18 protein-coding genes are annotated in these 23060 nt (G+C 41.9%); 12 read left to right on the top strand and 6 right to left on the bottom strand.

The genetic code is table 11. From position 1 onward, the window contains the following. Positions 1–7 precede the first annotated feature (7 nt). The 5 genes from KSX81_RS05050 (at position 8) to KSX81_RS05030 (ending at position 5523) form a co-directional block, all read left to right on the top strand. The gene (locus KSX81_RS05050) at positions 8–682 is read left to right on the top strand and encodes a DUF4956 domain-containing protein (protein WP_004301013.1); all 675 of its coding nucleotides are present in this window, start codon (positions 8–10) and stop codon (positions 680–682) included. 4 nt (positions 683–686) lie between these two features. Further along, positions 687–1466 carry a DUF2490 domain-containing protein gene (locus tag KSX81_RS05045; protein WP_004307129.1) on the top strand — a complete coding sequence of 260 codons (780 nt, stop codon included), beginning with the start codon at positions 687–689 and terminating at the stop codon, positions 1464–1466. 18 nt (positions 1467–1484) lie between these two features. Further along, positions 1485–3485, top strand: coding sequence for a carbohydrate-binding domain-containing protein (locus KSX81_RS05040; protein WP_115485156.1), 2001 nt, complete (start codon positions 1485–1487; stop codon positions 3483–3485). 98 nt (positions 3486–3583) lie between these two features. Beyond that, the gene (locus KSX81_RS05035) at positions 3584–4798 is read left to right on the top strand and encodes a sensor histidine kinase (protein ID WP_217725474.1); all 1215 of its coding nucleotides are present in this window, start codon (positions 3584–3586) and stop codon (positions 4796–4798) included. Further along, positions 4795–5523, top strand: a complete 729-nt coding sequence (locus tag KSX81_RS05030) for a LytR/AlgR family response regulator transcription factor (protein WP_004301008.1) — start codon at positions 4795–4797, stop codon at positions 5521–5523. The genes KSX81_RS05035 and KSX81_RS05030 overlap by 4 nt, the downstream gene beginning before the upstream one ends. Positions 5524–5527: 4 nt before the next feature. Here the strand turns inward: KSX81_RS05030 and KSX81_RS05025 are convergent, their stop codons facing one another. The 3 genes from KSX81_RS05025 to KSX81_RS05015 form a co-directional block, all read right to left on the bottom strand. Further along, a complete protein-coding gene (locus KSX81_RS05025; RefSeq protein ID WP_118418153.1) occupies positions 5528–6712 on the bottom strand; it encodes an aminopeptidase C in 1185 nt (394 codons plus the stop codon). 134 nt (positions 6713–6846) lie between these two features. Beyond that, on the bottom strand, positions 6847–8052 hold the full coding sequence (locus KSX81_RS05020) for a hypothetical protein (protein ID WP_217725475.1): 1206 nt from the start codon (positions 8050–8052) through the stop codon (positions 6847–6849). After that, positions 8049–9374 (bottom strand): DUF4270 family protein, encoded by a 1326-nt coding sequence (locus KSX81_RS05015; protein ID WP_022199807.1) that lies wholly within the window; start codon positions 9372–9374, stop codon positions 8049–8051. The genes KSX81_RS05020 and KSX81_RS05015 overlap by 4 nt, the downstream gene beginning before the upstream one ends. A gap of 191 nt (positions 9375–9565) precedes the next feature. Here KSX81_RS05015 and KSX81_RS05010 point away from each other — a divergent pair, with 191 nt between their 5' ends. After that, positions 9566–10624: a Kelch repeat-containing protein gene (locus tag KSX81_RS05010; protein ID WP_004301004.1), complete on the top strand. Its 1059-nt coding sequence runs from the start codon at positions 9566–9568 to the stop codon at positions 10622–10624. Further along, positions 10605–10934, top strand: a complete 330-nt coding sequence (locus tag KSX81_RS05005) for a DUF4907 domain-containing protein (RefSeq protein ID WP_217725476.1) — start codon at positions 10605–10607, stop codon at positions 10932–10934. Before KSX81_RS05010 ends, KSX81_RS05005 begins: the two co-directional genes overlap by 20 nt. A gap of 105 nt (positions 10935–11039) precedes the next feature. Here the strand turns inward: KSX81_RS05005 and KSX81_RS05000 are convergent, their stop codons facing one another. Then, positions 11040–11567, bottom strand: a complete 528-nt coding sequence (locus tag KSX81_RS05000; protein ID WP_004307123.1) for a hypothetical protein — start codon at positions 11565–11567, stop codon at positions 11040–11042. A gap of 226 nt (positions 11568–11793) precedes the next feature. Between KSX81_RS05000 and KSX81_RS04995 the strand changes: the two genes are divergently transcribed. Continuing rightward, a complete protein-coding gene (locus KSX81_RS04995) occupies positions 11794–12639 on the top strand; it encodes a patatin family protein (RefSeq protein WP_004307122.1) in 846 nt (281 codons plus the stop codon). On the opposite strand, the gene KSX81_RS04990 is transcribed toward KSX81_RS04995, so the two are convergent. Continuing rightward, complete coding sequence (locus KSX81_RS04990; RefSeq protein ID WP_008999746.1) at positions 12631–13653, bottom strand: helix-turn-helix transcriptional regulator; 1023 nt, start codon at positions 13651–13653, stop codon at positions 12631–12633. The two genes, KSX81_RS04995 and KSX81_RS04990, sit on opposite strands and share 9 nt — an antisense overlap. A 231-nt stretch (positions 13654–13884) precedes the next feature. Here KSX81_RS04990 and KSX81_RS04985 point away from each other — a divergent pair, with 231 nt between their 5' ends. Then, on the top strand, positions 13885–15765 hold the full coding sequence (locus tag KSX81_RS04985) for a DUF4980 domain-containing protein (RefSeq protein ID WP_217725477.1): 1881 nt from the start codon (positions 13885–13887) through the stop codon (positions 15763–15765). 72 nt (positions 15766–15837) lie between these two features. Here the strand turns inward: KSX81_RS04985 and KSX81_RS04980 are convergent, their stop codons facing one another. Then, positions 15838–16710, bottom strand: coding sequence for an aldose 1-epimerase family protein (locus KSX81_RS04980; protein ID WP_217725478.1), 873 nt, complete (start codon positions 16708–16710; stop codon positions 15838–15840). Positions 16711–17016: 306 nt separating this feature from the next. On the opposite strand from KSX81_RS04980, the gene KSX81_RS04975 reads away from it, so the two are divergent. The 3 genes from KSX81_RS04975 to KSX81_RS04965 are packed head-to-tail and all read left to right on the top strand — an operon-like array spanning position 17017 to position 23035. Continuing rightward, on the top strand, positions 17017–20100 hold the full coding sequence (locus tag KSX81_RS04975; RefSeq protein ID WP_217725479.1) for a SusC/RagA family TonB-linked outer membrane protein: 3084 nt from the start codon (positions 17017–17019) through the stop codon (positions 20098–20100). Positions 20101–20124: 24 nt separating this feature from the next. Beyond that, positions 20125–21882: a RagB/SusD family nutrient uptake outer membrane protein gene (locus tag KSX81_RS04970; protein ID WP_149951878.1), complete on the top strand. Its 1758-nt coding sequence runs from the start codon at positions 20125–20127 to the stop codon at positions 21880–21882. A 22-nt stretch (positions 21883–21904) separates the two neighbouring features. After that, positions 21905–23035: a glycosyl hydrolase family 28-related protein gene (locus KSX81_RS04965; RefSeq protein WP_032849301.1), complete on the top strand. Its 1131-nt coding sequence runs from the start codon at positions 21905–21907 to the stop codon at positions 23033–23035. Positions 23036–23060 lie beyond the last annotated feature (25 nt).

The raw sequence follows: 23060 nt of genomic DNA, 5'->3' as shown, positions 1-23060 counted from the left end.
GAATAATATGTTTGATGAACTAAGTGATATTACATTAATAGAAACACCATTGATGGATAGCGCAGGTTTCCTGGAATTGTTGTTGCGATTCTGCTTCAATTTACTGGTGGTATCCTGCATTATTCATCTGTTTTATTACCCCAAGAGCAAACGGCGTGATTATTATTTCACCTTTACGCTGATAAGCATCAGCATTTTCCTGATGATTTTCTTATTGGGAAGTGTCAAACTGAAAATAGGTTTTGCGCTCGGTTTATTTGCCATTTTCGGTATCATTCGCTATCGGACCGAGTCAATGCCCGTGCGTGAGATGACTTATCTTTTTGTTATCATTGCCATTTCGGTAATCAATGCTCTTGCCGTGGAAATCAGTTATGCCGAACTGGTATGTACCAACTTGCTTTTCATTGTCAGTATATGGCTTTGCGAAAGCAATCGCTGGCTGAAACATATCTCCTGTAAATTGATTCAATATGACAGGATAGAACTGATAAAACCCGAAAGAGAATTGGACTTATTGCGCGATCTCCGCGAACGGACAGGACTTGACATTGTTCGTGTGGAAGTGGGACATATCGATTTTTTACGGGATACAGCCATGCTGAAAATCTACTATGAACCGCTGAAAGATGAGATAAATACGATTGATACGTTGACCCGCTTACCTAAAGAAAATGAATAAGGAAATGGAAGATAAGTCAGGCAGAGAAAGTAAGAAGAGACTCTGGGATACAGGCAGATACCTGGTTGGTTGCCTGTTATTGTTGTGTATGGCAGGGAAGAGTTATGCACAGGGAGATGATTTCGGCGTGTGGACCAGTGCGGAAGTGAAGAAAAAGATATTCTCCGGTTTCGATGCTTCTCTGGAAGGTGAATTCCGTACAAGAGACGGATTGCAGACGGTGGAACGCTGGTCGGGTTCGGCAGGTGTTTCCTATAAGATGTTTCGTTGGCTGAAAGCATCCGCAGGATATACGTTTATTCATTATTACCATCCGATGGAAGTCACTAAAAAAGGAAACTATATCCCCGAATATTGGCAGCCGAAACATCGTGTAAACTTGTCATTAACAGGAAAGGTGGACTGGCGCCGCTTCACGTTTTCCCTTCGTGAACGGTGGCAATATACTTATCGTCCCAGTCAGTCGGTCCCCAAATTCGATGGTGATGACGGGAGTGTGAAGAATGATGAATATATCAGTGGAAAAGGAAAAAATGTGCTTCGTTCCCGTCTTCAGGTGGAATATAATATACGTAAATGTGCTTTTACGCCTTATACTTCATGTGAACTTTCATATTCGTTGAATGAGATCGGTGCTTTTGAAAAGTTGCGATGGACATTGGGGACGGAATGGAAACTAAGTAAGAAACATGCTCTCGATTTTTATTATCTGTATCAGAATAAGGCAGACGACGATGAGGCAAACGGGCATGTGATCGGTGCAGGATATTCATTTAAGTTTTAATATATAAAACGGGAAATTATGAAAAGAATAGTGTTGTTTTGGATACCGCTTTTATTGCTGTTGTTGGTGAATTGTACGACGGAATCATTCGATTTCGGCGATCAGGAAGGAATATTGGTCGAAGGTTCGGGAGGTGGAGGAAGCAGTCAGCCCAACCCGACGATTCCCGAGGGATCGGAAGACTTATTGGGATTTACAATCGCTTTTGATGAAAGTGATAGGACGACGTATGGAAGCATGTCGGAAACGGTCACTTCCGATGATGATTTTATAGAGAACTCCCAATTTGCCTCCGTGGTGACGATTACCTATAATGGAACGACTGCCACGGTAGGTAATGGAGTTTCCGGAGTGGAAGTATCTTCCAATGGGGCGCATATTGTGGTCAATTCTACGGTCAGCGGAGTAGAGTATGTGTTGAACGGGACTACTACGAACGGCTCGTTCAAGGTATACAGCGAAAAGAAATTCAAATTATCACTGGCGGGGGTGTCTATACTCAATCCGGTAGGTGCTGCCATTAATATCCAGTCTTCCAAACGTGTGTTTGTGGTATGCGCGGATGAAACAACGAATGTGTTGACAGATGGGTCTTCTTATACGGCAACTACTGATGGAGAGGATATGAAAGCCTGTCTGTTCAGTGAGGGGCAGCTCATTTTCAGTGGAGGCGGTTCACTCACAGTTACCGGAAATTATAAACATGCCATCACAAGCGATGATTATGTGCGTTTCCGTAGCGGGTGTAATATTACGGTAGTTTCGGCCAAAAAAGATGGAATCCATACCAATGAATCTGTGATTATCGGCGGCGGAATACTGAATATATCTTCAGACGGCGATGCTATTCAGTGTGAAGAGGGAGGAATTACGATGACCGGAGGCTTTGCAAAACTCTCTACAACGGATAATAAAGCGCATGGGTTGAAATCCTGTCTGGATGTGGTAATCAGTGGCGGTGCTATTCAGGCACAAGTGGCGGGAGCAGCCTCCAAAGGAATATCCTGTGATGGTAACCTGACCATCTCCGGAGGAAAGCTGACTGCATTCACTTCTCAAACCGCTCTTTATGAAGATAATGATTTAAGTTCGTGTGCAGGAATTAAATGTGACGGAAATATCCTGATTACAGGAGGCGAAATCGCTATTCAGAGTACAGGTGGAGCCGGTAAAGGTATCAACTGTGACGGTTCGATTACCATCAATGACGGCACGGTGAAAGTGATAACTACCGGTACGCAGTGTGTATATGGCAAGCTCGACTCGTCGGCAAAAGGAATCAAAGCGGACGGTGCGTTGACAATCAATGGAGGAACGGTGCTTGTGAAGGCTACCGGTGGGGAAGGTAGTGAGGGTATCGAGAGTAAAAGTGTGTTGACTGTCAATGAGGGTACAGTTGCCGCGCTTTGTTACGATGACTGTATGAATGCAAGTAACAGCATTGTTCTTAATGGTGGCAATATTTATTGTTATAGTTCCGGAAATGACGGCATTGACTCTAATGGTACGTTGACCATTACGGGGGGAGTGATCGTATCGTCGGGTACTACTTCTCCCGAAGACGGATTCGATTGCGATCAGAATACCTTTAAGATTACCGGGGGGATTGTTCTGGGTATTGGAGGAGGAACAAGTACACCTACATCAAGTGTATGTACGCAACGCACTGTGATCTATGGCGGTTCGGGAAGTAACGGAGAAATACTGAATATCCAGTCGGCCGACGGAACCAGCATACTGACCTATCAGATTCCCCGTGCTTATTCTCAAATGACGGTATTGTTCAGTAGTCCGAATCTGACCTCGGGCGGTAGTTATACTATCTCAAAAGGAGGAACGGTTTCCGGTGGTTCCGAGTTCTTCGGGTTATATTCGGGAGGCACTTATTCCGGTGGCACACAGGCGGCAACATTTACTGCCACTTCGATGGTGACACAAGTCGGCAGCACTTCCGGCGGTGGCCAGCCCGGTGGTGGAGGCAGCGGACATGGACCTGGACCTGGTGGATGGGGATGGTAAACAGCAGTTTACCGTCGAAATCCGTTCTTTGGTCGATTCTATTTGTGATAAAACAGGTTCGGTTTTATCTTTGTTTCGATAATCAGAAGCAATGAGGCATGAAAAGACTGCGTAAACAACACGTGCTGGAGCAGAGTATTTACGGAGCTATCTGGATCGTAATATTTCTTCTTCCGCTGATAGGCGGATACTTTGCCATGAGTGGAGGACTTGAACGGGAGGAAACCCGTATGGTGATCCGCGAATCATGGTTGAGTATCCTTCCTTTTTTCGTGCTTTTCCTGTTGAATAATTATGGGCTGGTTCCCTATTTCCTTTTTAAGAAAAGGTACTGGCAATATACTGTTTCGTTGATTTTTGTAATAGGAATGATTTGTTGGCTTTCTCCGTTTCCTTCTGCCAATCATTTCCCCAAAGATTTCAAGCGAGGAGAGTTGCCTCTTCGTATGAAGGAGAACCGGAGGGACCAGATTATTAAGACGAGAGAAAAGGCGAGGGAGGAAGGGGATGTGCATTGGCATGAATCCAATCCCGAACAACGTCCTAGGGGAATGGGAGATCCAAATGGTCCCGGAAGATTTCCAAAACCGACTCCTTTTCCTTATCCTCCTTTTGTGCTCCGCTATCTTATTCATTTCATCATTGCCTTTTTGATGGTAGGGTTCAATATCGCCATCAAACTTTTCTTTAAATCTTTCCGTGATGAAGAAATGCTGAAGGAACTGGAACATCAACGTTTGCAGTCGGAACTGCAGTATTTGAAATATCAGATTAATCCTCATTTCTTCATGAATACGCTCAATAATATTCATGCGTTGGTGGATATTGATACGGGGAAAGCGAAAAGTACGATTGTGGAACTCTCTAAACTGATGCGTTATGTGCTTTATGAAGCGAGTAATAAAACGATTTTGTTTTCACGTGAGGTTCAGTTTCTTAAAAATTACATTGCCCTGATGAGTTTGCGCTATACCAACAAAGTATCTATTAAGATGGATTTTCCGGCCGAAGTGCCCGAAGTGCAGATTCCTCCTTTGCTTTTTGTCTCTTTTGTGGAAAATGCTTTTAAGCATGGAGTCAGTTATCGGAGCGAGTCTTTTATTCATGTCTTGATGCAGTTGGATGAGGGCAACCGGCTTTCATTCCGTTGTTCCAACAGCAATAATGGTTCGGCTGACGAACAGCATCATGGCATCGGACTCGAGAATATCCGTAAGCGGTTGAGGCTTTTATTTGGCAATGATTATACGCTTTCCATTACCGAAGAGGAACATAAATTTGATGTCTTACTTATTATACCTTTATTAGAATGAAATGTATAGCAATAGACGATGAGCCGTTAGCATTGACGCAGTTGTCGGATTATATATCCCAGGTACCTTTTTTGTCTTTGGTAAAGTCATGCCAGGATGCGTTCGAGGCAATGAAGATATTGTCCGAAGAGGAGGTTGATTTGATCTTTGTGGATATTAATATGCCCGATTTGAACGGATTGGATTTCATACGTTCTTTGGTGAACCGTCCGTTGGTGATTTTCACTACTGCTTATTCTGAATATGCGGTAGAGGGTTTCAAACTGGATGCCGTAGATTATCTGCTGAAACCGTTTGAATTCCAGGATTTATTGAAAGCGGCGGATAAAGCCCGCAGGCAATTTGAATATCGTTTGTTGGAACAACAGGGTGAAATTGGAAATGCTTCGCAGATAAAAGGAGATTCATTATTCGTGAAGAGCGATTACAGAGTGGTTCGCATCGATGTGAAGAATATCCGCTATATTGAGGGGATGAGTGAGTATGTGCGTATCTTTGTGGAAGGAGAGGACAAGCCTGTAATAACGCTTGCCAGCCTACAGAAAATGGAAGAACGGCTTCCCACGCATTTCATGCGGGTCCACCGTTCTTATATTGTCAATCTTCGCAAGATTACCGAAGTTTCCCGTCTTCGTATTATCTTTGATAAGAATACTTATATTCCTGTCGGTGATAATTATAAGGAGAAATTTACTGAATACATTGGGAAATTAAGCCTTTCTTAAATAATTATTTAATTCCCAGTTTTTTGGCAATTTCTTTAGGAAGTGCATCTTTATGCACCAGGATATTCATTGTCTTGTAGGCAACGAATGCTTTGGAAGCATACCAGATACCATTGTATTTGCCAGATTTACCCCAAGAGTTCTTCACCATGAAGTATTCTTTTCCGTTCTGGTCTTTAGCGATACCGTAGATTACCATTCCGTGGTCGTCTGTTGTTTCCCAGTTGTCGAAAGCAACTTGACGCATTTCTTGAGTGACGTCGATTTCCGGGTATGGTTTAGTGGTCATCATTTGACGTTTGTTGGCAGCAGTTAGACCGGTCCAGCGAGCCATATCCGAGCCGGAAAGTTCGGATTCTTTGTTTACATCCGGCATAACGGCGATACCGTCACGTGTGAATCCCTGTTCGCTGACATCGCTACCCCATGCAAAGGTATAGCCTTTTTTTACAGCATTGTCCATTACAGCCATCAGTTCTTCGATAGGCAGGTTGTAAGACAAACCATTGCGCCAGTTATCCTGAATTTCGATGGCGAATTGAGAATAGAATGGATGGTGAGTATAAGAAGTCAGTGATACATAGTCGTTATAGTTCAATCCCAGTGATTCTGCAAAAGTCTTCGGAGTATATTCTTTGCCTTTGTAGGTGAATTTCTCCGGGCATGCCCCAAGGTAAGTATCATAAATAGCACTTAGTCCGTTTTTCCATACCGGAGTCAGTTTGCTCAACTTACCTTTGGCGATAGCATTGATGTAACCGGAAGCAACAGCATCCAGCTCATTATGTACCGGCAACGTGTCACCGTACATAATACCCGGCATCACTTCTTGCGGAACGATACCATAATTCTTGATGCAGTACATTACATCATAAAAACTTCCACCTGGGGAGAAAGAACTGTCGCCATGATAACGTACGTAGTTTACTCCGCGATCCTGCATCGTTTTGTGTACAACAAACATTTCAGACAGGTCGTACTCGCCTTTGCCTAAACGAAGTAGCTCTGATTCAACGAATCCAAGAGTGGAGAAACTCCAGCAAGTACTCGAACGATTTTGATTTTTGATAGAAGTAATCGGGTTTTCTTTTACCGTCGTGAAAACGAAACCTTCTTCGGGTTTTGCATCTTGTGCCATTATGCTTAGGCTGAACAAGCCTAAAGCAGCAATAAGGATTGTCTTTTTCATTCCTATGAAATTAATATTAAATTGTTTTGGCTACAAATATAGGAAAGTTTCACCACAGAGTAACACAGAGTTTCACAAAGTTTTCTCTTTTTTCAAATGGACAGCTATCTTAATGACTTCCGTTTTATGACATTTTATTGTATCTTGGCGCGGTAAGTTCGCTCGGAGAAAGTAATATTCAGGAACAGGGAAAGGCTGTTTTCTTTTTGCATACCGTTAGGAATTTTCATCTGGCCTTTATATTTCAATCCGATAGAAAGGACGTTGTTATTGCGCAATCCGAAGTTAAGTCCGGTACTGACGTAATATTCGGTTGCCTTTTTCTTTTGAATGACGATATAGGAATTATTAATACCTGTTCCCAATAGGATGCTGACCGGATTACGATAGACATTGCCCAATGTATATCTTCCACCGACTGATAACCGGTGTTGATTCTCAAAACTGACATTGGATTGGGAAGATTGCATCCGGCTCCAGTCCACATATTTGTAGTCGATGGTTGCCATCCAACGTAGAGTGTTGTAGGAAGCTCCGATCCCAAAGAATTGAGGAAGACATTGACGATAGCGTTTCAGGCTTTTTTCAATATCATCTCCTCCTGAACTACTGCTGACGTATAAATTATTGTCTTGCTTAAAATCCTGTGAGTAACCATATACAGCACCGGCTACAAAGGAACGTTCGCGGTCTATAGCCCATTTGTACTGTACGCCGAAATCGGCATAAAAAGTATGTTTGTAAGAACTGGTTTCTTCTGTGGCAGTACCTTGCGTCTCCGTTTGTGTGATGGTCCCCGTCACATAAGAAAGATTGGTGCCGACAGAAAATCTTTTTCCGAAAAGGTAAGCCGTGCTGATACCCATCTTGGAAAGTCCTCCTTCACCCTGAAAGAGAGAAGAGATAGTACCTCCATTGGTGCCTGCCACTTCTTCATCCAGCGTGATGGCATATCCCACACTGCTGACGGGAGCCATGAAAATTGCTCCATACCAGCGTGGCATAATCCGGCAGCCGATACTTAGGTTATTCAGATTTCCGGTGACGGAACGGTTACTTGCTCCTCGTTGCGAATAAATCTGGTATGCTCCCATGATACCGGCATCGATCTGGAAGCGTTGTTCGGTCAACTCTGTGAGTGAAGCCGGATTGGCATTGTTAAGGAAATTATTTCCTCGCAATGCAATGCCTGTGCCGCCCAGTCCGGCATATTGCCCGCCTTCCCCGGTAGAAAGTTCTCCCAGTCCGAACATGGAAGTAGGGGAGTTCGTTGTATTTTGTGCAATAACTATAGAGACAGGAGTATAGAATGCCAGAAGGCAAAACAAAATCTTTTTCATTGTTGATAAGTTTTGTAAAGTATGATAAGTTTGGTATTCTTTTTATTGGCGGTATGTTCTCCGTCGCCGAAAATAACGCCTTGAAGTGTGGTATAGAACAAGTTGTCCGGAAGAAATAATTGTAGTTTCTGACGATCATATCCGGTAGTTCCCAGGTTTGTTTGCAGGAAAGAGGTGATGTCAAAAGAGTAATAAGTCTCCTCATAAGACATCTCGTCGACTACTAGATTTCCGCTTTGTACGGAACTCCCGGTGAGGTCGGTGATTACACTTTGCGTCACATTTTCATTGTTGGCGGTGTAGAGAGCCAGGCTTTTGGGCAACGGGTACATGCCGTCATAAGTTCCTTTTACCGGATATAACTGTAACGTTGCGCTCTCGATAGTCACAAGCTCTCCTTTTTCGCAGAGATTATTTAAATGTGGGAAGTCGATGGTGACATACATACCTGTCATTCCCTGCAGGTAGACCTGATGCTCGCTTTTTCCGGAAGAGTATTCATTGCCGTCCCCACTTTGCAGGTTGGCTATCGGGGTGTTTGAGCGGTCTTGTTCTATTTTGTTGTAAGTCAGCGTGCTGCTTGTATTGAAAACCAGTGTTTTTTCGTTCAGTGTTTCCGTAATCTGGTGATAGTAGACCGTGATGCACATACTGGAGTCGTTGACTTGAAATCCGCTGATACAAGCGTCATTTGCATCGGGTATAAAAGCAATTCCCTTGAAATAATCATGGAAGAAATCCTGGGATTGTACCCATCGGCCATCATTCAGCATCAAGTTGAACCATTCTTCTCCCCATGCATCCGGCAATCGTATTTCCAGTTCTTCGCTCGGTGAGCCCGGAGTAGGACGAAAGTCGAAAGATGCCAGTGGAGTTTCGTTGTAATAGGCAGTAGTAGTGTTGTATAGGTACCCTCTATCGTCCAGTTCTATATTCTTTGTCAGTTCATGCAGATGAATGCGTTGGGTTTTTAGTGTATCTCCCAGGTAATTGCCCGAAGAATACAGGCGTATGGTGATCGAGTCGAACTCATATTGGATGTTTTCATCAAACGAATAGGAAGGTACTTCATACTCTGCGTAAAAAGAAGCGGTAATTTTCCCCCATAAGTTGTCGTCACGGTATCCTATCTGACAAACCGTATCTCCCGAAGTGGCTATGGAGTCGCTTAATACTGTACTAAGTAATACCGTACAAGTGTCCATCTGTTCGTTGAGGAATGAACTTTGTACCCATTTCGCTCCTATGGACGATGAATCGTCTACACAAGCGAAAAAAGAAAGAGATATAAAGAATGAAAAAAGTAGTATGATTGACTTCATGTAGTAAAATGAAATTGGTTTTGTACCGGCAAAAGAAGAGGTTTTAAATAGTCCTCCAAAAAACTATCGACTAAATCTCTGTATTTGTCGACCTGAATTTTGTTGGTAGATAGAATGTCTTTATTTGTCGATAGTTTTTTTATGCGTGCCCGTTGCCGCCTACATTTGCGGTTGTAATCAACGACATATTTATGAATACGAAAATGAATAAATTACTTTGCATGATGGTGGTGCTGCTTTCATTGGCGGCATGTACGGATGATACTGAATATACGGCAGGTGTGTGGTATCGCCGTTCTGATTTTGATGGTGTGGCGCGTACGGACGCAGCTGGTTTTACGATTGGTAACGTAGGGTACCTCTGCACCGGATACCGGGGGAGTACCAAAGACCGTTTGAAAGATTGCTGGGCGTATGACATCGAGGCTAATTCGTGGACACAGTGTACATCAATGCCCGATGCGGCTCCTGCCCGGAATGCGGCTACAGGTTTTGCAGTAGGTACCAAAGGATATATTGCTACTGGTTACGATGCGACAAAAAAGGATTATCTGAATGATTGCTGGCAGTATGATCCTGCCACGAATTCCTGGAAGGAGATGGCTTCTATTCCGGATGGAACTGATGGGACTAATATCTATGGTAAACGGTATTATGCGCTTTCTTTCGGCATTGGTCAGTATGGGTATCTGGGTACAGGTTACAACGATAATTATCAAAAGGATTTCTGGAAGTTCGACCCGTCGGTGGGAGATAAAGGAGAATGGACAGCCATGAGTGGATTTGGCGGACAGAAGAGAATGGGCGGTATGGCCTTCGTCATAGATGATATAGCTTATATCTGCGGCGGTGAAAATAACGGTTCGGATGTGACGGATTTCTGGTGTTTTAATCCGGCAACGGGTACTTGGAAAGAATTGCGTGAACTTTACGATAAGAGTGATGATGATTATGACGACGATTACACTTCTATCGTCCGTTCTTATGCTTGTGCTTTCGTGATCGACGGTAAAGGATACATTGCTGCGGGGCAGACTGCTGGTGGTAGTTATCGTTCCAATTATTGGATTTACGACCCTCTGACAGACCTCTGGGATGGGGAAGATTTGACAGATTTCGAAGGAAGTACACGCTCGAAAGCAGTATGCTTTTCTACTGGAAAACGGGGAATTATAGCTACGGGAGGAGCTTCTACTTATTATTACGATGATACTTGGGAGTTGAAGCCTTATGAATATGAAGAGAAATAAAAAAATAATAGGTATTAGTTGCTTTGTCTTGCTGCTTTTAGTGGGAATCATATATGGGTATATGCATTCGATAAACATATATCGGCTGGAAGTAACCCAGATTGAAGGTAGTGGATACGGTTATAAGATTTATGAGAGAGAGAGTTTGATAATCGTTCAGCCTTTTATCCCGGTTGTATCCGGGAAAAGACCTTTTCAATCGGTGCAAGATGCCCAATGTATCGGAAATTTAGTGCTGGAACGAATTAAAGCTGGAAATGAATTTGCCATATCAAAGGCTGACCTGGATAACTTGGGAGTAGTGTATTAATGCCACCATGTTGGCACAGTCATGCCACCTCATTGGCACGATAGTGTCAACATGGTGGCACTGTTGTGTCAATACGATGGCACAAACTAAAGCATTAAGTACAGATTATTTCTTCTCTTCTTCTTTGGGTGCAACTACATAATCTTCTTTGATAAACTCATCATACACCCGCTTGGGATGATCGAATGGTGCGGTTCCATTCTTCTGCTCATTGAAGTTTTCCCGGCGGAATTGTTTCAGTTTCAAATTATCTTCTGCATACTCCCTCAATTTCTTATGCTCATTTCCATAAAGCGAACTTTCAGTTACGTCAGAATTGAGCAGGTTTTCTTTAGGAGTGATAGTAGGTAGGAGCACTTGTTCCAACAGACCACGATAGGCACCGTTATATTCGCACCATACGATATCGTTGGCTACAAATATACGATAGGAGTACTTAGACCAGGCAGTTTTGATTTCAATAGATGTAGCATAAATTTCAATGGTAGCTTCTGAACCATACGCTTGGTCACGGATCACAACGGTCGTCCGACCGCTAAGTTCTTCCTTCACGGAAGTTTGCCACTTATCAGAGTGTAAGATCTCTTCGATAATTTCCGGCAAATTTTCTTTAATCTCAAACTGTATTCTCATGGTGCTTGCCTGCGGGCAGGACTTTTTAATTTTTTTCCTCCTTAAACAATTAAGTTAGCCTAAAGTTACATAGATTGAAGCAAAAAAACAAGATTTTGTTGAAATATTTACTATTTTTGCTGAATGAACTACCTTTTCCGTTTGTTTTTGTTATAAATATGCATGAATAGTAAATACAGAGAGAGCATGTATAAAAGAGAATGGAAATTAGAAGATAGGAGAAAAAATGAAGAACTTACAGATAGATGGATCTACCGGTTTAGTGTTGGAAGGCGGGGGAATGCGTGGAGTATTCACCTGCGGCGTACTTGATTATTTTATGGATCATGATATCCGGTTTCCCTATGCGATAGGAGTGTCTGCCGGTGCGTGCAACGGATTGTCGTATGCATCACGGCAACGGGGACGTGCCAAGTACAGCAATATCGACTTGTTGGAGAAGTACAATTATATCGGTCTGAAATATTTGCTCAAAAAGCGTAATATTTTGGATTTCGATCTATTGTTCAATGAGTTCCCCGAACACATTCTTCCTTATGATTATGAAACATATTTTGCTTCACCGGAACGTTTCGTGATGGTGACTACTAATTGCATTACGGGAGAAGCCAATTATTTCGAAGAGAAAAAAGACAGGCGCAGGGTGATCGATATTGTCCGTGCATCCAGCAGTCTCCCTTTTGTGTGTCCTATCACTTATGTGGATGAGATTCCTATGCTTGATGGGGGAATCGTAGATTCCATACCTCTGCAAAGAGCTATTGCGGATGGCTGTACGAGAAATGTCGTGATACTTACCCGTAACCGGGGATATCGGAAAGATTCGAAAGATATTCGTATCCCTTCGTTTGTATACCGGAAATATCCGAAGTTGCGTGAAGCGTTAAGTTGCCGGTGTGCTGTTTATAATGAACAGCTGGAAATGGTGGAACGCATGGAGGATGAGGGAAAGATTGTCGTTATCCGTCCTTTGAAACCTGTAGCTGTAGACCGTATAGAGAAAGATGTGCAAAAGCTGACAGAGCTTTATAAGGAAGGGTACGAATGTGCGAAAGCTTTATTTTCATTTTGACTTTGTATATTGCTTGGCAGCCTTTTCCAATTTCCGACTCATTAATTCTACCAATGTCTTGGGATAAAGAATTTCTATTCCGTCGACATATCCGAAGAATACCCGTTCTAACTCATGGTTGATTACGACTTCAATTTCCAGTATGACGCTTCCGTCGGGTAGCCTTTCCACCAGTTGTTGACTGCGATGTATAGGCTTGGTTATGATGTAAGGTGCTTCGGCTGCCGCTACTTTGAAACCAACTTTCTCTGCTACGCTTCCGGAGTTTTTGGTGACACCTACCAAGTCGTCGAAGAACGTATTCGGATCGAAGAATGTATTTTTGATATAGTGTTCTTGTGGCAGAACTTCCAATGATTGTATTCTGTCCAAAGCTAAATTTTGCAATATTCGTCCGTTTCCTCTGACTCCATAAACGAACCATCGGTTGCGATATTCTTTTAATAGATAAGGATAAAAAATAAAGCTGTTGGCCGAACGTGCCTTGAACGAACGATATTTGAGCTGTATCGGATGCTCGTTTACAATCGCGTGATAGATCGTATCCAGATAATCCAGTCCTTTCAATGATTCATTCTTTTCAAAGTCAATGACAGGAGTGGTTTTCATCCGGGCAGAAGCGACATGGTCTTCCAGGCGGTTGATAATATCGCTCATTTCTGTGAAATAGGAGAAACCCTTAAACTGCCGTAACACTTCCACTGCTTCCGACATCGTTTTCAGGTCTTGTTCATTCAGCGGGGTTTGTGTAATGCTGTATTCCGGATCTTCGTATTTATAGTATTTATTTTCGTACACCACAATCGGAGCGTTATAACCCAGCTTCTCGCTACGCATCATCTGTATATCCATTTGTACCGTACGTTTGCTTATGCCTTTATCAATGCCTTCGTATTCATAAAGCGCATCCGAGCAAGCATCTACCAAATCTTCCAACGTCCAGCGTCGATAAGGATTACGTAGACAGTTATCAATTGTTTTATAACGGATTAAGGCATTTCTATTTGCTGGCATAAGTAGAAGAATAAAGATTTGCTTCAAAAGTAGAAAAATAAATTCAGGAAAACAAAGAGGTTATCGGTCTTTATTCGACTCTTCTTGCCTGATAGAAAGAATATTTTTAAGATTTGTATCAAATTTGATACCCTATGAAACAATGTTTATAGACGCTAGTGAAGATACGCCTTATCTTTGCCAACATCTTTTTAATTAAATGCTTATATAAACTAGGAATACTTTATTGCTATGAAAACAACCCCTTGGATGAAACTATGTAGAGGTGCAGTACTTGCTTTAGCAGTCTCTTATGGACTGACTTATTGCCATACAACTAAAAGCAAATTGACCTTGGAACAGCAAGGTGATAGCTTGACTGTCATCCATATCACCAATCCGACTAATTATATATTGCTTCCTATAGAAGAGGAAACACCGGAAAGTCAGGTTCTCCTCAATACAGGAGAAGCTGCCGATACTGATATGGATATTCGTCTGGCACAGAACCAAGTGGACTATTTCGTTCCATTTGCTTTACCTGTTGGAGCGAAGACTGCAACCGTACGTGTTCGTAATAAATCAAAGGATGCACTTTGCTGGAAAGAAATTAAGTTATCCGATACGTTTGATACAACCAATACGGAAAAGTTTCGTCCTGTTTATCATCATACTCCCCTTTATGGCTGGATGAATGATGCTAACGGGTTGGGGTATAAAGATGGAGAATATCATTTGTATTATCAATATAATCCTTATGGCTCCAAATGGGGAAATATGCATTGGGGACATTCTGTCAGTAAAGACCTGATGCATTGGGAACATCTGGAACCAGCTATTGCCCGCGATACATTGGGGCATATCTTTTCCGGAAGTTCTATTGTCGACCAAGAGAATACGGCCGGTTATGGAGAAGGCTCTATCCTGGCTTTTTACACTTCTGCCAGTGATAAGAATGGGCAGATTCAATGTCTGGCCTACAGTAATGACAACGGTCGCACCTTTACGAAATATGAGAATAATCCTGTCCTGCGCCCTTCTGGTGGTTTGAAAGATTTCCGTGACCCGAAAGTTTTCCGATATGAACCGGAAGATAAATGGGTGATGATTGTTTCTGCTGATAAAGAAATGCGTTTCTATGATTCTAAGAATTTGAAAGACTGGAATTATATGAGCAGTTTCGGAGAAGGGTACGGAGTTCAACCTTGTCAGTTTGAATGTCCGGATATGGTGGAACTTCCGGTAAATGGAGATACGAACCACAAGAAATGGGCGTTGATAGTGAATGTAAATCCGGGGTGCTATTTTGGTGGTAGCGCAACTCAATATTTTGTAGGAGACTTTGATGGAACGGAATTTATTTGTGACAATCAGCCAAATATCACGAAATGGTTGGATTGGGGCAAAGATCACTATGCCACCGTTTGTTTCTCGAATACCGGTGACCGTGTGATTGCTGTACCTTGGATGAGTAACTGGCAATATTGCAATATCGTTCCGACAAAACAGTTCCGTAGTGCCAATGCGTTGCCACGTGAATTGGGGCTTTATACACAAGACGGTGAAGTTTATCTTTCGGCAGCTCCGGTAACAGAGATAAAAGCTTTACGAAAAGAAAGTAAAGAGATTACTGCATTTACGGTTGTGAATGATTATCATATTGATTCTTTATTGGCTGATAATGACGGAGCTTATGAATTAGCATTGGAGATTACTACCGGCGAAGCAGAAATTATGGGATTCAGTCTCTTTAATGATAAAGGTGAAAAGGTGGACATCTATTTCAATCTTCCGGAAAAGAAACTGGTAATGGACCGAACGAAAAGCGGTATCGTAGACTTCGGAAAGAACAGCGTACCTCATGAAATAGAAGCACATGACCGCAGAAAGACGACTTCCATCAATTATATCGATGATTTCGCATTAGCTACCTGGGCACCGATAAAGAAAGAAAATAAATATGCTTTGGATATTTTTGTTGATAAATGTTCTGTAGAAATATTCCTGAACGGAGGAAAGATAGCAATGACCAATCTCATTTTTCCGTCGGAACCATACAACCGTATGTGGTTTTATAGCAAGGGAGGTACGTTTAATGTCAATTCATTCAATGTGTATCGGTTAGGTTTATAAGTTAGGTTTTTGTAGATTAGAATTAGGTGTTGGTAGCTGTCAGATGTGAAATCTGGCAGCTACTTTTATTGATTACTCATTAATTTCAATCGTGTATCCTCCTTGGAATATCTCACTTGGTTGCAAATGTTGCATCCAGTCCTTATCTTTATATTCACCAGTATAGTGTGCACGGTCGCAACGTCCATACCAAGGCTCGATGCAGACAAAAGGAGCATTTTTTGCAGGTGGCGACCAAAGGCCGACTACCGGAGCATTAAAGTGTAAACTTAAATAAGCCCGTTTCTCCTTATTATATAAGGTAACTTTGCGAACCTGTTCATTTTCCAAGATCAAAGCATCTTTATCAAAAGTATGAGTATCCAATGGTAACAATCCGTCTGTCAACTCTAAGGAATACTCAACAGAAGGATCAGCGCATCCCTTTTCAGAAATAAGAATATACTTCAAACCGTCTTTCCTGTCGAATCCGAAGAACCCTCTTTCTAAACTGTTCGCATCAAACTCCGGCCAGTAGAAAGCAGGATGTGCTCCAATCTGAAAATGCATTTCTTTGTCGCCGGTATTCTTTACTTTCCATATCACCTCAATCTGCTTTCCTTGAATGCGATAACCTATTTCCAGACAGAATGGAAACGGATATTTCTGCAAAGTCTCTCCATTACTGATAAGGCGGTAATGTATTTCATCTTTTTTTTCAGAAACAAGCGTAAATTCCATGTCGCGGGCAAATCCATGTTGGGTAAGCGTATAAGGAATCTCTTCATTGCGATATTCATTTTCCCATACACTTCCGACAATAGGGAATAGGACAGGAGAGTGACGTTTCCAAAAAGCAGGATCCGCTTGCCACAGATATTCTTTTCCATTGGCAAAGATACTGCAAAGTTCAGCTCCATGAGGAGATACTTGAATGGTAAGTTGTTCGTTGGAGATTGTTTTCATATCGTTCAATTTTCAGTTGGTTACAATCGGTAACTGACTTTTTTTATTAATCGTTTTAATAATAACTACTTTTTAAAAGCTTCTATTACTACGCAAAGGTAATATTTTCCGCACTGACTAGAGAATATCTTCTTCATAATTCTTGTGATGAGAAAAATAATGTATAAAACCCTATAAAATAGCGTTCTATGCAACAAATGTTACAGCCTTTGAAACATTTCTTTCAGTCGATTGATATAAATCAACCGTAATTTGCATCATCGATAAAGATAAAATTCGTACTTTTAATTTAATAACATCAAACTAATGCTTAGTATTATGAAGAACAAAAAACTTCTTTGCAGCGTTTGTTTCCTGTTTACTTTCATGTCAGTCCTTTGGGGACAAAACATAACGGTGAAGGGAAACGTTACTTCAAAGACTGATGGGCAACCGATTATTGGTGCTTCCGTAGTGCAAAATGATTCTAAATCAACTGGAACTATTACCGATTTAGATGGAAACTTTACTCTTAGTGTACCGGCAAATGCATCATTGGCTATTTCTTATATAGGATATAAGGAAGTGATTATTGCCGCTAAACCTTCCTTGAAGATAGTGATGGAAGAAGATGCTAAGATGATTGATGAGGTGGTTGTGACAGGTTATATGGCTGAAAAGAAAGCCAGTCTGACAGGTTCGGTAGCCGTAGTGAAGATGAAAGAGGTAGCGGATATACCTACCGGTAATGTGATGTCAGGTTTGCAGGGGCGTGTAGCCGGTATGAACGTGACAACTGATGGTAAACCCGGCGGTGGAAACACGGATACTAAATTACGTGGTATTACTACCATTAACAATTCTTCCCCTCTTTATGTGATAGATGGTGTTCAGACACATGACAATGTAGCTTCTATCATCTCTTCCAATGATGTCGAATCCATTCAGGTGTTGAAAGATGCAGCATCTGCTGCGATTTATGGTGCTCAGGCTGCCAACGGGGTCATTATCATTACCACAAAACGTGCTAAGGAAGGTGATGTAAAGGTAAGTTTTGATATGTCGCTCACTGCCCAGACTTTTGCCGGTGGTATTGATATGCTTGACGCTTACCAATGGGGTGATGTTTATTGGCAAGCCTATAAAAATACTTTTGGAACCTATCCAAACAGTGTTGTCTATGGAAATGGAGAGAAAGCCCAACTGCAAGAATATTATTTCGACCAGAATGGAGTGAAGATAAAGTCGGGCAATACTGATTGGGCAAAGGAGATATTTGGTACAGCTTTGATGCAGAATTATAATCTTTCCTTCTCTAAAGGATTTAAGGATGGTAATGTGGCTCTTACCTTAAACTATATGAATCAAGATGGTCTTTGCCGTAATACAGACTACGAACGCTTTAATTCGCGTTTAGCTTCTAATTTCCGCTTTGTGGATGGTAAAGTACGTGTGGGAGAAAGCATCTCGGTGAACCATTGGTTGGAACATCTTAATCCTGCCGGTATAGAAGAATTGGTTATTGCGCAGCATCCGGCCATTCCTGTGTATGATGAAAACGGAAGGTACGCCGGTGGTTATGTGGATATATTGGGAGATAAACCGAATCCCATTCGTTTGACGGACAACGAAGCCAATAATCGTCATAAAAGCTGGCGTATCTTTGGTAATGTTTATTTGGAAGTAGAGCCTATTAAAAATTTGGTATTGAAGAGCCAATTTGGCTTGAATTATACTACCGGTTTCAACTCAACCTTTGTCCCAAAATGGAGCGAAGCCGATCGGAAGGTAGATGTAAATGAACTGACCGTACGACAGGATAATAGTGTACAATGGGTATGGTCGAACACGGCTAATTATAGTATAGATTTCGGGAAGAATAATATCAGTGCTGTGATAGGAACCGAAGCTAAGAAAGAAAATGGTGAGCATTTGCAGGGGTATGGTCGCGGATTGGTGATAGAAGACCTTGACTATCGCTATCTGGACACCGTGACCGAAGGAAAAAGCGTGGGTAACAATGCTTCTACTTATGCTATGGTTTCTTACTTTGGTAAGGTAAACTATGCGTTCGATGATAAGTACCTCATATCAGGAACGGTGCGTCGTGATGCTTCTTCACGTTTTGGTAAAGGGAATAATTCAGCCGTCTTCCCTTCTGTATCAGCTGGTTGGAGAATGTCACGCGAAAAATTTATGGAACGTACGCAAAACTGGCTTTCAGACCTTAAATTACGTGCATCATGGGGAATTAATGGTAATGACCAGATTGACAACAATGCTACTTACAACCTTTATTACACTAACATGTCCAATGGTTCATACAACTTCAATGGTGATGGTGCAACAGTCGTGCCCGGTGTACAGAAAGATCGTTCGGGTAACAACGACTTGAAGTGGGAAGAGACCAAGCAACTGAACTTTGGTATTGATGCCGCTTTCTTCGATAACCGTTTGGGCTTGACTCTGGACTATTTTCAAAAGAAGACCACTGGTATGTTAATTCAAAAACCCTATATAGGTGTGATTGGCGAAGGTGGATATAAATGGTATAATGCTGCCAGTATGGATAATAGCGGTGTGGAAGCAACCTTTACTTGGCGAGATGAAATAAAGGATTTCAAGTATGATATTTCGTTCAACATCTCTTATTATAAGAATGAAATTACCGAACTTCCGGATGTTATCAAATATACTTGGGGAGGTGGCAACGGTGTGGACAAAACCATTGTGGGACAACCTTATGGTTCATGGATGTCATATAAAGCCGATGGTGTATTCAAAACAAAGCAAGAGGTATATGAATATCTAAGCAAATATGATGTACAGATTGGAGCTCCTGGTGTGGGACGTATTCGCTACAAAGACCTTAACGGTGACAACGTCATCAATACTGCCGATATGGATTGGCAAGGTAGCGATCAACCTAAATTTATCGGTGGTTTAAATATCGGTGCATCTTACAAAGGATTTGATTTTTCTGCATTCTTCAATGGTATGATTCGCGATGCATGGAATAACTCTAAGTTTTATACCGACCTATTCCAAGGCTGGACAGGTAATCATTCTGTACGTCTGATGGATGCAATGCATGCTTGGAATGATTATGAGCAAACCGGAGTTTATAATTGTGATATTCCTGCACTGACTGTGGTGGATAATAATGTAGAAACACGCAGTTCTACTTTCTTTATCGAGGATGGTTCTTACGTGAAGCTGAAGACTTTAACGTTGGGTTACACTTTCCCGGATAAGTGGATTAAGAAAGCACGTCTTTCCAATTTGCGTGTGTATCTGCAAGCACAGAATGTTTTCACACTGACTAATTATACGGGTGCCGACCCTGAAGGACTGGGCTATCCATATCCTCAGCCCCGCACTTATACATTCGGTCTATCACTTGGTTTTTAATTTTTATCCTAAATACAGAACATTATGAAATTGAAATATATCTTTGCAGCAGGTGTTATGGCACTATTGGCAAGTTGCAATGAGAGCCGTTTTCTTGATATTAAACCGCAAGGTACACTCAATGACGATTTGTTGGCATCGGCCGACGGTGTAGAACTCTTGGTTACTTCAGCTTACGCCGGATTGAAAGGTCCCAATCGTGAGATGCATTGGGTACCAATGACGAATTGGACGTATGGCGAAGTACGTTCGGACAATGCTTACAAAGGCGGTGGCGGTGTAAATGACGGTGACTTTTGCACGCTGCTTGAAACCTTTAAAATAGATGCTACATGGAGTAATGCCGATGAAAAATGGTTTCAACTCTATTGCTGTTTACAACGCTGTAACAGCGCATTGAGAGTAATGAACACGCTTGACGAGAACTCTTTGTCGATACTTAAAAGTCGCAAAGCCGAAATGAAGGTGATTCGTGCACACTTCTTCTTCGAACTGGTTCGTCTTTTCAAGCAAGTGCCTTATTTTGATGAAAATGTGGAAAATGATGATTATAAGTACATCCCCAACAACCAATATACCCGTGAAGAACTTTTGGGTAAAATAGCACAGGAATTTCTCGATGCTGCCGACGATTTGCCTGATACTCAACCTCAAGTAGGTCGTATCACAAAGAATATAGCCTATGCCTATGCCGCTAAAGCCATACTCTATCAGGCCTATCAACAAGATGACAATAACCAAGTAGTTGCTATTGACAAGCAGTTGCTGGCTGAAGTGGTGACTCTTTGTGACAAGGTGGGCGCACAAGGAAAGACGTACGATCTTTTGAATGATTTTCAGAAACTCGATCAATTGGAATATGAAAATGGGGTAGAGTCAGTGTTTGCCGTGCAATATTCGATGAATGATGAAACCGATGGTGCCGGAAACATAAACTGGAGTAATTTGCTCAACGCCCCTAAAGGCCCTTATGGTGGTGACGGATTTTTCTTGCCCAGCCAAAACTTAATCAATGCCTATAAGACAGATACATATGGATTGCCTTTGTTTGATACCTTCAACACCGATGACTATGGAATATACGAAGGAAGTGAACTCACTAATGTTGACGCAACTGTAGATCCTCGTTTGGATTTCGTAACCGGTCGTCCGGGTATTACTTGGAAAACATATACTGCCGAGCCTTGTAAAGCAAATTGGGTGCGTAACAGTGGCGAATATGGTTTCAACTGTACCAAACGCTTCTATATTTCTCCGGAGAGTGACGAGATGTTCCAAGGTTGGCCTTGGGGGGCTTCCCATCTCAATTGGCAGATTATCCGTTATGCCGACGTGTTGTTGTGGAAGGCTGAAGCGCTGATAGAAATAGGTGAAGCTGCCGGACTGGAAGAAGCCCGCAAAATCATTAACCGTATTCGTCTGCGTGCCAAGAATAGCCCTTATGTAAAAGACTTTGAGGATTCAGAACAGAATGCGGCTAATTATCTGATCGGTGAATACCCTTCTGAAGGCTGGAATCAAGAATTAGCCCGCAAAGCACTACGTTGGGAACGTCGCATGGAGTTTGCTATGGAAGGAGACCGTTTCTTCGATCTGGTACGTTGGGGTGTTGCTGCGGAAACTATGAACAGTTACATTGGTGTGGAGCAAAACAAACGCGTTTATTATCGTGGTGCTCGCTTCGTCCGTGGCAGAGATGAATATTTGCCTATCCCCAATGCGCAATATAATTTCTCTGAAGGTAATTATGTGCAGAACCCTGGATATGGTAAGTTTAACTAATATGAATTCCTTAAATATAGATATGATGAAACTAAAGAGATATTTAATTAGCACTTTCTGTCTGTGCTTGTTCACAGCTTGCGACGGTGATGATAACCTATTATGTTATGGCACTCATACTGAAATCGAAGGTGATGTTACCACATTCGGAGCTATTGGTGATGGAAAGACAGATTGTTCGAAAGCCATTAATAGTGCAATTGCCTCCTTACCTTCCGAAGGGGGAGTGGTGGTTATTCCCGAAGGTGATTTTGTACTTGATGCTCCCATTGTGATTAATAAGCACAATGTGACGATTAAGGGATTAAATCCCGGTATGCGCAGCAATATTGACGTGAATGGAATCAACGATCTGCTGGGACCTGGTGGTGGAAGCAAACTAGTGGCCCGCAATGCCGAAGCAGCTATAAAAGTAGAAACAGACGTGAAGGGGTTAAAGATTATGAATCTGATGGTGTCGGGGGGGACGGAAGCCAAGAACATCGGTATACATTTTACAGGCACGAGCGATAATGGAATACTTTCTAATATTATTGGCATAAATCTGCATACCGGCATCAAGATAGAACAGGCAAAGAATATGCAGATAGTCAACTGTTGGGTATGTGAACTTCCTAATAGTATCGAACTGATTGGTGGTGAGAATATGATTATAAAGAATTGCCAATTAGGTGCACAGCCCACTGGCATAACCTGTAAAGCGCAGGGAGTGAACAAACTGTCATTCCTTAATAATCAGGTCTACCCTGATGGACGTGAAAATTTAGTGCTTGATGATTGCAATAATAGTGTTATTGAAGGTAATAATTTCAAAAGCTACTATAATGGTATTCTTGTGTTGAGTGGCGATAACAATCGGGTAAATAAGAACATCTTTTGGCTTACAGGAGCAGTTCAGAATCAAATGCTCGACCATGGCGATGATTTTGGTATAATCAATGTAAAAGGTAACAACAATACGTTTGTGTCCAACAGTTTATCATGTGAATGGGCTTATGCTGATGCTGTAGCTGTAAATGCCACTCAAGGAACAGGCAACGTGTTCAAAAACTGCTTTATAGATAATTTGGAGAGCTATCGGGTATTCTTGGTGAACGCAGAAACTGAAGTCTCTAATTGTGTATCATCTGATAAGGTGAGCATAATAGAATAATTTCCTCATCCTATACCATTATTAA

The organism is Bacteroides sp. MSK.18.37 (assembly GCF_019129155.2).
Classification (GTDB): Bacteria; Bacteroidota; Bacteroidia; order Bacteroidales; family Bacteroidaceae; genus Bacteroides; species Bacteroides ovatus.
This window is presented reverse-complemented; position numbering and strand designations above follow the sequence as displayed.